The organism is Bradyrhizobium huanghuaihaiense (assembly GCF_007830635.1).
In the GTDB taxonomy this organism is placed as follows: Bacteria; Pseudomonadota; Alphaproteobacteria; order Rhizobiales; family Xanthobacteraceae; genus Bradyrhizobium; species Bradyrhizobium huanghuaihaiense.
Genome location: NZ_VLLA01000013.1, coordinates 141,757 through 155,559 on the forward strand (window position 1 = coordinate 141,757; position 13,803 = coordinate 155,559).

Here is a 13,803-nt window from a genome sequence, read left to right on the forward strand (position 1 = left end):
TCCCGCAGCTCGCCTTCGGCCGTAACCGGGCCAAGAATACGCAATCGGCTATGCCTTTGATACTGGAATCCGCCGCGGACGAGGTGCCGCCACACCATCGCGAATGCCCGTCAGGCGTGGTTCGCAACGATGAAATCGCTGGCGTGCAGGCTGCTCGCGACGAGATTCTTCAGCAGGATCGACTGGTGATCGTCGAGCGTGACCAGCGCGCCACCCGCCTGCTGCGTGATGACGATGTCGCTGAACGACTTGATGCCGGCGAACTCGCGCAGGTCGATCTTGTCGTGGCCCAGCTCGAAATCGACGATCGTGCTCTGGACCGGAAGCGTCGAATTCGTGAAGGCGAACTGGTCCTGTCCGCTGGTCCCGACGAGGGTCGGTCCCGTGGGCGGATCGACGACCAGCGTGCCGCCGTTGCCGTCGCTGACGAAATGGAAGCTGTCGATGCTGTAGCTGCCGGCGAACTTGATGTTCGCGGTGCCGGTGCCGTCGCTCAGCGTCAGCACGCCGCCGAGATGGTCGGCGTTTTCGGTGTAGTTCACCCCGGTCAGGTGCGCGAAGTCGATGTCCTTGAGGTCGAGCAGATCCGAATTGGCGACGGTGCCGTCGCCGGCAAAGCCGTTGATGGTGCCGGTGAAATCGGCGGCGTGATCGAGCGCGAGCGTGCCGGTGGTTCCGCTGTCGTTGGCAAAGGTCACGTCCTGTGACGAAGCCTCGCTGAGGTTCAGCACGGTGCCGCTCTCGATCGTCATGGGCGCGTCGGCGAGCGGATCGTAAACGGTGGTGCCGCCTTGACCGTCGCTCTGAAGGTGCCAGTTCACGTCCCTGCCGAGGAACGACAGGGTGACGGTGGTCGTGCCGTTGTAGAAGTCGACCGTGGTGATGTTCGAATCCGAATTGTAGTCGGCCTGCGCCGACATGGTCGACGTCCAGGCGAGGTCCTTCAGGTCGATCAGATTGTTGGAGGAGAGCGGGGCTCCGGCCGGAGACCCCGAGATCAGCCCGTGGAAATCCTTGGAATCGTCCAGGATCAGGGTGCCGAGCCCGTTGTCGTAATAGACGGTGATGCCCGAGAACTCTCCGTTGACCAGCGTGCCCGAAACCGAGCCCTCGATCTCGACGACGGCCTTGTTGGAGATCTCGATCGCGCCGGTGCCGGTGACATTGCCCTTGATGTCGATGTTCGACACGTCGTTGCCGGAGAACGGGCCGGCCTCGATCAGGCCGTCGAGAACGACCGCGCCGTTCACGGTGAACACGGTGCCGGGCTCGGTCAGCAGCGTCACGCCGGAAGCGACGGTGAGGTCGTGGATCGTGACGTTGGTCGCGCTGTCGACGGTGATAGGTTCGCCCCCGGCGAGCAGCTTCACGTCGTAGCTGGCCGCCGGCACGCCCAGGCTCCAGTTCGACGCCGTGTTCCAGTCGCCGCCGGCAGGATTGGTCCATTCATCGACCGGAGCGATCTCGACGATGGTGCCCCCGGCGCCGTCGCTGCTGGTGGTGAAATGCGTGTCGCTGTAGTTGCCGATCAGCTTGAGCGAGATGCTGTGGCCGTGCGTGTCGCTCACGACGAGATTGCCGGTCAGGGAGTCGTAGACGGCCGTGGTCCCGCTGTCCCAGGTGATGGTCGACAGGTCGATCTTCTCGTTGACGGCGAAGCCGGCGATCGAACCGCCGAAGGTTGTCGTGTCGATCTCGAGCTCGGCACCGGCGCCGGAGAAGGTGATGGTCTGCGCCACCGCGTTCTTGATCTCGAGCGTCGCGCCGGCGTCGATCGTGACCGAGCCGGAGCCGGACAGCGAGCCGAACAGCGTCAGAGTGCCGGTATGGACCTCGATGGAGTGGTTGTTGGTGATGGTGCCCGTGATCGACGCCGTGCCCCAGCTCTCGATCTCGTTCGAATTGGTGATGCCCGGCCCGGCCACAGAAATCCAGGCGCCGTTGAGCAGATCGATTTCGCCGGCGTTGACGATCGAGGAGACGTTGCCGAAGACGCTCGTTCCGGACACCGTCCAGATGCCAGTCGCCAGGTTGTTGAAGGTCGCGCTGTCGACAGAGATGTTGCCGTTGATGTGGCCGGTGTTGTTGATGGTGGTGATGGCACCACCGGTCTCGACGATCGCATAGGTCGCAGAGGTCACGCTCGCGGCGGCGGCCGGCCCGATCGTGCCGGAATTGTCGATCGTCGCAGAACCGGTGGCGTTTTCCTGGATGAAGATCGCGGCATGGCCGGCCGCACCCACGACCGAGCCGCTGTTGGTGATATGCGTCGAGCCGGTCGCGACCGGATCGCCCGCCGCATCCGCGTCGTTCTGCGTGACCCTGATGCCAACAGAACTCGTGCCGGTGATGCTGCCGTGATTGACGATGGTGACATCGCCCGCGCCCGCCGCCAAGGCCGACAGGCCGACGGCGCCGCTGGCGGAGCCATTGTTGGTGACGGTCACGTCGCCGCCGCCGTGATCGAAGGCGGCGATCGCGGTACCTGCGGCGGTGATCTGCGAGGTCGCGCCGGTCGTGACGGTGACGTCGCCGACGCCCCAGGTGAACGCCTCGATGCCGTAGCCGGCATCCGCGGTGATCGTCGCATCGCTGGTGACGATGACGTCGCCATGGACCGCGCCCGAGAAGGTCCCGTTGCCGCCGGGCTTGTAACCGGCGATGATCGCGCCCGGCGTGGTCAGGTCGTTGTTCAGCGCGGAGCCGGAATGGATCGTGCCGTGCGCCTCGACGGAGATCGTGCTGCCGACATCGTCGTCGATCGCGACGGCGTAGTTGACCGCCACGACGCCGGAGCTGCCCGAGGTGACGTGATCGCCCGCCGCCAGGGTGACGCTGATGTCGCCCTGGTCGACGCTGTAGGCGAGAATGCCGTAGCTGGTCGTGCCGGTCACTGAGGCGTTGGCGCCGAGCGTGACGGCGATGTTGCCGGTGCCGCCGCTGAGCGTCTGGGCGAGGATACCCATCTCGGCACCGACGATGGTGGTGCCGGCAGCGTCGTTCACCGTGACGTCGCCGTTCCCGTAATTATAGGCGTGGATGCCGTAGCCCGCGGCGGCGGTGATGTTGGCATGGTTGTTGACGACAACCGAACCGTTGACGGCGGTGGTGGCGCTGGCGCCGTTGGTGGCGCCGGTGTAGCCGGTCTGGATGCCGGCCGGGGCATTGCCGCTCAGGTTCGGGCTGCTGCCGGAATTGATCGTGCCGTAGGCGTTGACCGTGATGGTGCTGCCGGCCGCTGCATCGATCGAGGTCGCACGGTTGACCGCGACGATGCCGGAGCTGCCCGAGGTGAGAACGCTGCCGGCCTCGGTCGTGACGGTCTGGTTGCCGGTGCCATAGCTGCGCGACCGGATGCCGTAGGTCGAGCTGCCGGTGATGGTCCCGCCGACGTCGATGGTGATGTCGCCACTGCCCTGGGTGAGGGCATCGATGCCGTAGGCACCGCCGACGGCGCCGCCGAGCTGGGTGATCGAGATGTCGCCGGCATTGCCGGCATTCGAATTCTCGACGAGGACGCCGGCCGAATCGGCCCCGGTGCCGGTCGCCTTGCCGGTGACATCGTTGACCGTGATGTTGCCGGCACCGGTCGACCCGTCGCTCAGCCAGATGCCGTGGCCGGCGGAGCCGGTGATGTCGCCGGTGGCGGTCAGCGAGACGTCGCCGGCGCCGTTCTGGGTGACGTCGATGCCGTTGCTCGCGCCCGTGAGCTTGCCGCTCAGTGCGAGCGCGACGCCGGCATGCGTCCCCTTAGACACGGAGAAGTCGAGCGCGTCGCCGGCCGACGTCGCGATGTCGGCATCGCCGGTGACGGTGAATGTGCCGTCGGCCGCCGCCGCGCCCGCGATGGTCCCGGTGAAATGCTGGCCGGCGATCTTGTCGAGTTGCAGCGTGCCGGTGCCGCCGGCGAATGTGACAGTCTGCGCATCGGCGCCGCCGAGCTCGAGCGTCGCGCCGTCGTCGATGATCAGCGTGCCGGCGCCGGTGATGCCGCCGGCGAGGTTGAGCGTGCCGGCCTGAACTTCGATGGTGCCGCCGATGTTGGTGACGGCAGCCGTGATCGTGTTGGAGCCCGAGACGCTGTAGAGATTGCCGGCATTGCTCAGGCTGCCGCCGTTGATCGACACGTCGGTCAGATACAGCTTCGATGTACCGTCAACCGAGATCGTCCCGCCGGTATTGGTGACGGTGGCCGCCGTCAGCTTCAGCATGCCGCCGGTCACCGCCTCGATCAGGCCGTGATTGGTGATGGCGTGGATCGTGGCCGGATCGATCGTCAGCGTGCCGCCGGTGACGGTGATCGCTCCGGTGCCGGCAATGGTGATGCCGGCATTGTCGATGGCGCTCGTGCCGGTCGATTCCAGCGTGCCGGAGACGGTGAGCGTACCACCGGTCAGGCTCGCACCGTTCAACGTCAGCTTCCTGCTTGCATCGACATTGACGGTGCCGTGATTGGCGATCTCGGTGCCCGCAACGGTCGCGTTGCCGAACGTCAGCGTGACGTCGCTCTCGACCGTGACCGTGCTGATGCTGACCGTCGCCCCGCCGTCGATGCGGCTGGCGCCGGTGACGTCGATCGTGCCCGCACCCTTGATCGCGCCGCCGCTGATCGTGGCGTCGTCCAGCGTCAGCGCGGCATTGCCGTCGATGACGACGTTGCCGCTCGAATTGTCGACCGTCGAGCCCAGATCGATCGCCAGCGCGCCGCCGGCGAGCACTTCGATGATGCCGGCATTGGTGACGGTCTCGCCGCTCAGCGCATTGCCGGTACCGCTGACGTTGAAGAGGGCATTGTTGTTCAGGATGCCGCCGCTCAGGACGGCGTCGCCGGTGAGATCGATCTCACCATCGCTGGTGATCGTGCCGGCCCCGCTGAGACCGGTGTTGAAGATAGGACCGCCCTCACCCTCGCCGTTGCCGTTGCCGATAACAACGCCGGGTCCACCAATCGTCGCGTTGTTGACGACCAGCCTGCCGGAGGCGTCGATGGTGATCTGGCCGGCGTTGGTGACGCTGGTGCCCTGATGGATCGTCAGCCAGCCATTTGCCAGCACCTCGATCACACCGCTCGACGCGTTATCGACGGTCTCGCCTGAGAACTCGGCGGTGCCCTTGACGTTGACCGTGCCGGAATTGCTCAGCGTGCCGTTCTCGATCAGGCTGACGCCGTCGAGCTCCAGCGTGCCGAGAATGGTGACGGTGCCGCCGTCGACCGTCGTGCCATCGACGATCAGCGTCGCACCGGCATCGGTCTTCAGCGTGCCCCCGGCATTGTGGATCTCGGCGCGCGTCTTCAGCGTGCCGCCGAACAGTTCGAGCGTGCCCGAATTGGTGATCGTGGTACCGACGGCGAAATCGCCGCCGGCCTTGAGCGTCAGGTGCCCGGCATTGGTCAATACGCTGGTGTCCAGGATCTCGGCCAGGCCGCCGACCGACGCCGTGCCGGTCGCGGCGTTGGTGAAGATCGAGTCCGCGCGCATGTCGAGCGAGCCGGCGATGGTCAGCGAGCTCTTGTTGATCAGCTGCGGCGGCGGACCGCCGAAATCGTTCATCGTGACCGACTTGGCATAGGCCGGCGCGTCGATCGTGGCCGGGAAAGACGGCGTCAGGCCATGCAATTGATCGGTGATGACGATGACGTCATCGTCGATGGTCGGAACGGTGCCGGTCGCCCAGTTCGCGGCATCTTTCCAGAAGCCGCCCGAGGGCGCGCCGGGCTTCTCGGTCGCGATCCACACCACGGCGGGCGCATCGGTCCCGGTGATCGTGACGGTGATGGTCTGTTGCGCGGTCCCGCCATGCGTGTCCTTGACCGTCACGGTGTAGACCAGCGTCAGCACCTCGCCCTTCGGAATGAAGTCGGCGAGGTAGACCGGAAGGTCGGCCAGCGACCAGTTGATGGTGCCGGTGCCATCGCCGGTGCTGTCGCCCCCCGACGCGATGGCAACCGACATCGCGCTCTGGAACGCCGCGAGCGGGCCCGGCGGAACGGTGCTGCCGTCCGGCAGCGTCGCACTGGTCAGCGCCACCGACACGGTATGGGTGTCGGTCAGATCGACGTCGGCGAAGTTCAGCGTACCCGAGGTCGCCTCGTCGCTGACGAGCGGGCCGCCCGGCACGCTGGTGCCGCCTTCGAAGGTGATGGTCGGAACGCTGCTGGTGATCACCGGCTTGTCGTTGGTGCCCGTGATCGTGATGGTGATCGGGATGAACTTGGATTCGGGGGCGACCTGGAAATTGGTGTCGACGCGGACCATGTAGGTCAGCGTCAGCGTTTCGCCGGCCGCGAGGAAATCGAACACGTTGTCGGGGATCGTATAGGTCCAGACCGCCGAGCCGTTGTTGTTGTTGCCGCCGTCGGGGGCCACGCTGATCTGGATCAGCGTCGCCGCGATGTCCTGCTTCTGAAGAGCGCTGAGCGAGCCGGTGACGTCCTGCTGGCCGGCGTTCTTGTAGACGTAGTTCGGCGCCTCGGCGAGGCTTATGCTCACCGTCGGCCGGTCGCCGAGATTCTGATCGACGAAGGTGATCCGGCCGGAGATCGTATCGGAATGCGTGGTGTCGCCGGTGGTGTCCGCGCGCTCGCTCAGCGAGAACGCCGTCTTCACATTGCCGCCGAGATCGAGGCTCTGCACCAGCGGCTGGCCGGGCATACGCGTGGCGCTCGACGTGGAATTGCCGGGCCCTTCCGATTCTCCCCGATTGAGGTTCGTGAAGGTCGCGATCACGACGGCACCCGACGCCGACTTGAGCACCAGATCCTGGGTGGTCGGCGTGATCGTGTCGGTGAAGTTCGTGGTCAGCTTGGTGTTGCTGTTGTTGTCGGTGAACTTCAGCGTGAACACGTCGGTGATCAGCTTCTGCACGTCCGGCGACATCAGCGCGTTGCTGATCGAGACGTTGCCGCCGCTGATCTGGATCATCTGGCCGGCCTGGTTGACCGTCGCGATCGGCAGCAGCGTGATCTTGTCGAACAGGATGTAGGAGCCCGTGGTGCCGTTCGGCTCGACCAGCACCTGGAAGCTCGCCTGCGGCTGCGGATCGCCGCCGCCGGCGGGAATGACGAAGTTGATCTGGGTCAGCACCGCGGTGCCGCGGATGCCCATGGTCGCGACCGGCGTGTCGACCTTCATGTCGCCGTGCTTGGCGGTTTCGCCGGCGACAAAGGTGATGGTGCCTGCGACCAGGCTCAGCAGCGAGGAGTTGTTCGACCCGTTGGGGTCGTAGACCATCTCGTTCAGCACCATCCGCGCATTGGAGGACAGGCCGAACACGGTGCCGTCGATGAAGGTGATGCCGAGCGTCGAATCCGCGCCGGTCGACACCACGTCGCCCTTCTCGACATTGTCGCCGTTGTTGAGGATGACCGAAACGCCGTTGCGGATCGCGGTCGCGCTGCCGGAGAGCTTGGTGACGTGGCCGATGACCTGGGCCGCGGCAATGCCCGGCGCGGCCTGGGCAACCTGAATGTGGCCCGTCAGCGCGTTGACGACGTCGCCGGTGAGGTGGGCGCCATCGGACGAGGCGAGTGCGGCACGCTTCTCGCCCCTAAAATAATCGTGAACGACGAAGTCGCGCCCCTCATGGGACAGCACGAGGTCGAGACCCGCGCGCTTGAACTCGCCGTTGAAGATCAGATTCGGGTCGGGAACAACGACAGCCCCATCCGGCACGTGACCGTGCGCCTTGGCGGTAAAGGAATCGACATGAACATAGGCGGGCGAGTGGGAACCTTCGCCGTTCAAGGGAATCGCGGCGTCAAATTTGCCAGCGTAGTTCAACGGGGCACCGTAAAAGGGTTAATAATTATGAAAGTATCGACCGCCTAAGCTTGCTTAGCATTACCAAGTCCTTAGCGAAACCATCTATTGCTTGTGTGATTTCGCATCACTTGGCCTTGCGGACGCCCGGAAAACCGCGCTCCTGGGAAGGAACCGCAGTAATACTTACAGTATTCTGAAGTCAAATTCGGCTTTTTTGCGGACATTTCCAAGCATCCAAAGTAACCTGCTGTATAGATCGGACAGCAGATACTGATGTCATCTTTTCCCGAGGGTTCCCCGCGGCATCCTGCGGCAAATACGGAGCTAAATCTGTGACCTAACTAACAGACCCCGTGAAATCGCGGGCTTGTTAGCCATAGGACGCAGAATCGGCGCCTCTACAATCTATGATTGTAATCGAATCATTTTCGCCGCCGCCGGTTACCTCCTAGCCGGCGATTCGTAAAATTTTACGCAATTTGGGCGGGCTTGTTTCAGCCTGTCCCACGGTTTTGGGACCCCTGCCGGGCGCGTTAAGCAGAACAAAACGGCCCGCCTCGCACTATCTCCGCGAAAGCAACAAAGCCCGGCACGTCGCGGTCGAGAGACCTGGGCGAAGCCGGAAGGGGATGTCAGATGGAGACCGCTGCTCGCTCGCGCGCCTGGCGCGCAATCCTTGTCGTCTGCGGACTGGTCCTGTTCGGATCGGCCGCCGAGCTTCGCGCCGGCACGCTGCTGTCGCCGGGCGCCGGCGCGCTCGTGCGCAAGTCCGCCGAGCCGTTCGGCGTGTTCGCCTTCGCGATCTCGTCCGGCGGACTCCAGCAGAAATGGTCCGCGCTGAAATCCAGGTTCGACGACGACATGGTGCAGCTCGCGCTATGCGACGGCGACCGCGACAATTGCGCCTCGCCCGCAGCCCTCAAGCTGCTGGCCATCGTCGACCAGGCCCGTGCCCGCGACGGCCGTGCCCGGCTGGGCGAGACCAACCGCGCCATCAATCTCGCCATCCACCCCGCCAATGACGGCACCGATGATGTCTGGAGCTCGCCGCTTGCGACCTTCGCGCGCGGCGCCGGCGATTGCGAGGACTATGCCATCGCCAAGCTGGCCGCGCTGCGGCTTGCGGGCGTCGCCACCGAGGACCTCCGCCTCGTCGTGGTGCGTGACGTCAGGGCCGGCGAAGAGCATGCGGTCGTGGCCGCAAAGCTGGACGGCCACTGGCTGATGCTCGACAACCGCCGCATGGCGATGGTCGAGGACGAGGCTGCGCGCAGCTACCAGCCGCTGTTCGTGCTCTACCAATCGGCCGTGATGAAATATGTCGACGAGCCGATGCGGCTGTCGATGGCGCCCGCCGAGGCGCACTGACTTTCTTGTAGCCCGGATGGAGCCAACGGGTCGGCGCGAAGCGCCGCCCGATGACAGGCTCCGCGAAATCCGGGGCCGCTGCCGCCTGTTGCACGAATCCCGGATTGCGCTTCGCTCCATCCGGGCTACGGATCTCACATAGGCTTCCCCAAAAACCCATTCCACCGCGCGATCCGGAACGCTAGCATGGCCGCGGGCTTTGCGGGGGCGACTGGAATGCGGTTCATCGTGCTGTCTGTGCTTGCGCTGCTGGCGTTTGCGGCGGCGCCCGCCTCCGCGCAATCCGACCGCGCCATCGCCGACAGGCTGCCGCTGTTCGCGAAGAACAACTGCCAGCAGATTCGCGATCCCGGCAATCAATTGTTCTGCGGAGACACCGAGCTTGCCGCCGCCGCCGCGAAGCTGAGCGCGGCAATCGAAGCGCGGCTCGCCCGCCTGCCCGATCGCCTGCCCGCGATCGAGGAGAATGCGATCTGGAGCCGCCAGCGCAATCTCGGTTGCGGCATCGTCGGCCAGACCGCGATCCGCGCCGACGATTTCGACCGCGTGAAGGCGTGCCTGCTCAAGGTGACCGAGGAGCGCGCCGCGATCCTGCGCGATCCCGATTTCGACTGTCTCGCCGCCAACACGGCGGCGGGCGCGCTGATCTGCGCAGATCCGTCGCTGGCGCTCGCCGAGACGGAGCTCAATGGCCAGGTGCTCGGCCTGATCGGCAAGCTGGACCCGACCGCGGCGCGCTTTGCCTTCGCCGAATACGGAAGGTGGACGCGAGAGCGCGATCGCAAGTGCAATCTCGTCGGCAAGGAGAACGTGCCGCTGCAGGAGCTCGAGCCTGCGGAGGATTGTCTCGCCGACTACCTCACGCGCAAGGCCGACGAGATCCGCGCCGCCAAGGGCGATCCGAAAAAGGTGTTCGGCCGTCAGGTCGCGGCTCACTCGCCCGACACCGACGCCGTCGATTTCTGCGCCGCGCGGATCCACGCGGCCAATTCCTGCGGCAATTTCCTGCGCATCAACCGCGTCTACGCGGTCGACAGCCAGGTGACCGACCAGGAGGCACAGGTCACGGGCGAGATCGAGATGGTGGTGCTGGCCCCCTTCACCACCTGCAGCAAGGTCGCCTCCGGCTGCACCGGCACCTGCTGGGACCCCCGGACGGGTCTTCCGCAGCCGGGCGCCGGCACGAGGGAGCGCTCCGGCGAGGCCTTCAACGTCACGCGCCGGCTGAGGATCCAGCGAACCTTCGCCTTCGTCAAAGCCGCCGACGGCTGGCGCTGCCGGGAAGACGAGTTGGCGCCGGTGAACTCGGGCACGGCGGGCGGGGGGTCGTAGGCCTCTTACTTACCCTCCCCTGGAGGGGGAGGGTCGCTACGCATGTAGCGAAGCGGAATGCGTAGCGGGGTGGGGTGATAGTCTCTCCGCATCGAGCAGTGCCCGTGTTGAGAGATCACCCCACCCCGCTCGCGCTGCGCGCGATCGACCCTCCCCCTCCAGGGGAAGGTGGACGCCCTCAATCAAAACATCAGATTGTCCTTCACCAGCACCCAGCGGCCGTTCTTGACCTGCTGGACCTGTGTGATGGTGGTGGCAAGATGGTTGGTCTTCGAGAACACCGTCGGCGGCGAATTGAAGATGTCCTGGAACTTGTCGCCGGACTCCAGCGCGTCGAGCATCTTCTGGCCAGTGAGATCCTTGCCAGCCTTGTTGGCATAATGCGCGAACGTCATCACCGCATTGTAGCCAATGATCGCCTGGGTGTTGGCGTCGGCGTTGAACATCTTCTTGTAATTGACGAGCCAGTCCTTCACCTTTCCCTTCGCGGTGTCTTCGTAGGGAATTTCGAAGTTCGAAGCGGCATACAAGCCTTCCACCACTTCCTTGCCGAGCGCCGGCACTTCGAGCACGTTAACGGGCGTGGCGCCGAGGAAGGTGACGTCCCATCCGAGCTTCTTCGCTTCGGTCATCGTGCCGATCGGCTCACGGAGGACCGCGCCGAGCACGACAAGGTCGCAGCCGTCGGACTTCATCTTGGCGACCTGCGCCGAGAAGTCGGAGGCGCCGCGCTTGAAGCTCGTGATCGAGGCCGGCTGCAGCTTCATGGCGGCGAGCTGCTGGTTAAAACCATCGAGCACGTTTTTGCCGTACTCGTCGTCCTGATGCATGATGCACGGCTTCTTGAAATTCTTTGCCTCAATCATGTATTTGAGCGCCGCCCGCGTGCTCTCGACATAGGGCAGCAGGTTGTTGAACTTCAGCCGCTCCTGCGGCTTGGCCGGATCGAACTTGAAGGTGAACTCGGCGGCCGTCAGCGGGAAGAGCTGCAGCACGCCGGCGTCGAGCAGGATATCCTGCGCAGCAAGCACGGTGGGCGACCCCATGGGTCCTACCATCGCGAAGATCTTGTCGCGCTCGATCAGCTTCTGCGACGCCAGCACGGCCTTCTTCGGATCGTAGCCGCTGTCCTCGACCACCAGGCGAATCTTGCGGCCGTTGACGCCGCCGGCGGCGTTGACCTCCTCGACCGCCATCTTCATGCCGTTGGAGACGGGGACGCCCCAACCCTTGATCGGACCCGACAGGTCCTGATGGGTGCCGAGGACGATCTCGGTTGCCGAGATGCCTTCATTGGTGATCTTGGTTTGCGCGACGGCCGGCAGATGCGTGAGCACCACGGCGCTCACAGCAAGGCCGAACGCGCTGAACGATTTCGACATCGACGTCTCCTCTCCATAAGGCCCATGTTGCACGAAGGGCGGGGCCATCGCTCCTTCGCTTCTCGTCTGCGCATGCCCCCGTTCGGGCATGCGCGTCACGCCACCGCGCGCTCGCGATACATCGCGTCGATCTCGGCGGCGTAGCGCTTGTTCACGAAGCTGCGCTTCAGCTTCATGGTCGGCGTCAGTTCCTCGTCCTCCGGCGTGAGCTGGCGTTCGATCAGATAGAACCTCTTGATGGTCTCGACGCGGGCGAAATTGGTGTTGACCGCTTCGATCTCGCGCCAGATCAGGTCCTGGATCTCCGTCGCCCGGCACAGGCTGGCATAATTGGTGAAGGGGATGTCGTGATCCTGGGCGAACTTCTCGACATTCTCCTGGTCGATCATCACGAGGCAGGTGAGATACGGCCGCTTGTCGCCGATCACGACGGCATCGGAGATGTAGGGCGAGAATTTGAGCTGGTTCTCGATCTCGGACGGCGTGATGTTCTTGCCGCCGGAGGTGATGATGATGTCCTTCATCCGGTCGGTGATGCGGACGAAACCCTCGTTGTCGATGGTGCCGACGTCGCCGGTGTGCAGCCAGCCGCGCGGATCGATGGTCTCCGCGGTCTTCTCCGGCTGGTTGAGGTAGCCCATGAACAGGAAGTCGCCCTTGATCAGGATCTCTCCGTCGGGCGACAGCGTAACCTCGCCCCAGGACACGGCGGTGCCGACCGAGCCGAGCTTGATCCGCTCCGCCGGCATCATGGTGGCGACGCCGCAATTCTCGGTCTGGCCGTAGAGCTCGTGCATGTCGATGCCGAGCGCGAGATACCAGCGGATCAGCTCCGGCGCGATCGGCGCCGCGCCGGTGAAGGCGATGCGGCAGCGGTCGAGGCCGAGCATGCGGCGGATGTTGCGGAAGGCGAACTGGTAGGCGAGACGGTTGGCGATGCGCAGCGACAGCGGCGGCGCCCTGCCCTCGAGCCGGCAGTCGACCATGCGGTAGCCGATGTCGATGGCGCGACGATAGACCCATTGCTGCAGCGGCGTCGCATCCTTCAGCGCGATGGTGATGGCGGAATAGAATTTTTCCCAGATCCTGGGCACCGCGAGGAAGATGGTCGGCTGCACCTCGCGAAGATTGTCCGGCACGGTTTCCGGGCTTTCGGCGAAATTCATCACCGAGCCGAGCGCGACCGAGATGTAATAGCCGCCGATGCGCTCGGCGACATGGCAGAGTGGCAGAAAGATCAGCCGATCCTCGTCCTCCCGCGCCGGGATGAAGTCGTTGGCGTGCCGCATCTGGTGCGTCACGCTGCGGTTGGCGTGCATCGCGCCCTTGGGCGGGCCGGTCGTGCCCGAGGTGTAGACGAGCACCGCGAGATCGCCGGCGCTGCGGCTGTCGATCATCTCCTGCCACAGCGCCTCGCGCCCGACCATGTGGTTGCGCCCGAGCGCGCGGAACTCCTCAAACGACATCACCATGTCGTCGGAGAAGCCGCCGAGGCCTTCCATGTCGAACACGATGACCTTCTGCAGGGACGGGCAGCGCGCGCGGCAGGTGAGGATCTTGTCGAGCTGCTCCTCGTCCTCGGCGAAGATCACCCGCGTCGCGGAATCGTTGACGAGATACTCGACCTGGGACGAGGAATCGGTCGGATAGATCCCGGAGGAGACGCCGCCTGCGCAGAGGATGCCCATGTCGGCGTAGACCCATTCGGGCACGGCATTGGCGATGATGGAGGCGACGTCGCCGGGCATGAAGCCGATGGCGCGCAGCGCGTAGGCGATCTCCTTCGAGATCTCCAGCCATTCGCGCCAGCTGGTCGGCTGCCAGATGCCGAACTTCTTCTCGCGGATCGCAGGCCGATCGCCCCGCGTCTCCGCGGCACGCAAGAAGCTCCTTGCGATCGTATCAGCGACCGTCAGCACCGCAGGTCGGGCCATGCGCGTCTCCTCCTTGTCGCCTTC

General features: G+C 64.9%; 5 protein-coding genes. 2 read left to right on the top strand and 3 right to left on the bottom strand.

Going from position 1 to position 13,803, the window contains the following annotated elements; genetic code table 11:
* Window positions 1–110: 110 nt before the first annotated feature.
* On the bottom strand, window positions 111–7,781 hold the full coding sequence (locus IQ16_RS25070) for a FecR domain-containing protein (protein WP_167526346.1): 7,671 nt from the start codon (window positions 7,779–7,781) through the stop codon (window positions 111–113).
* Window positions 7,782–8,399: 618 nt separating this feature from the next.
* Here IQ16_RS25070 and IQ16_RS25075 point away from each other — a divergent pair.
* Window positions 8,400–9,131, top strand: a complete 732-nt coding sequence (locus tag IQ16_RS25075) for a transglutaminase-like cysteine peptidase (RefSeq protein ID WP_018643386.1) — start codon at window positions 8,400–8,402, stop codon at window positions 9,129–9,131.
* 216 nt (window positions 9,132–9,347) lie between these two features.
* Window positions 9,348–10,463, top strand: a complete 1,116-nt coding sequence (locus IQ16_RS25080; RefSeq protein WP_018643387.1) for a lysozyme inhibitor LprI family protein — start codon at window positions 9,348–9,350, stop codon at window positions 10,461–10,463.
* A gap of 182 nt (window positions 10,464–10,645) precedes the next feature.
* Here IQ16_RS25080 and IQ16_RS25085 read toward each other — a convergent pair whose 3' ends face one another.
* Both IQ16_RS25085 and IQ16_RS25090 read right to left on the bottom strand, forming a co-directional pair.
* A complete protein-coding gene (locus tag IQ16_RS25085) occupies window positions 10,646–11,845 on the bottom strand; it encodes an ABC transporter substrate-binding protein (protein WP_020607900.1) in 1,200 nt (399 codons plus the stop codon).
* A gap of 95 nt (window positions 11,846–11,940) precedes the next feature.
* Window positions 11,941–13,779 carry an AMP-dependent synthetase/ligase gene (locus tag IQ16_RS25090; protein ID WP_018643389.1) on the bottom strand — a complete coding sequence of 613 codons (1,839 nt, stop codon included), beginning with the start codon at window positions 13,777–13,779 and terminating at the stop codon, window positions 11,941–11,943.
* Window positions 13,780–13,803 lie beyond the last annotated feature (24 nt).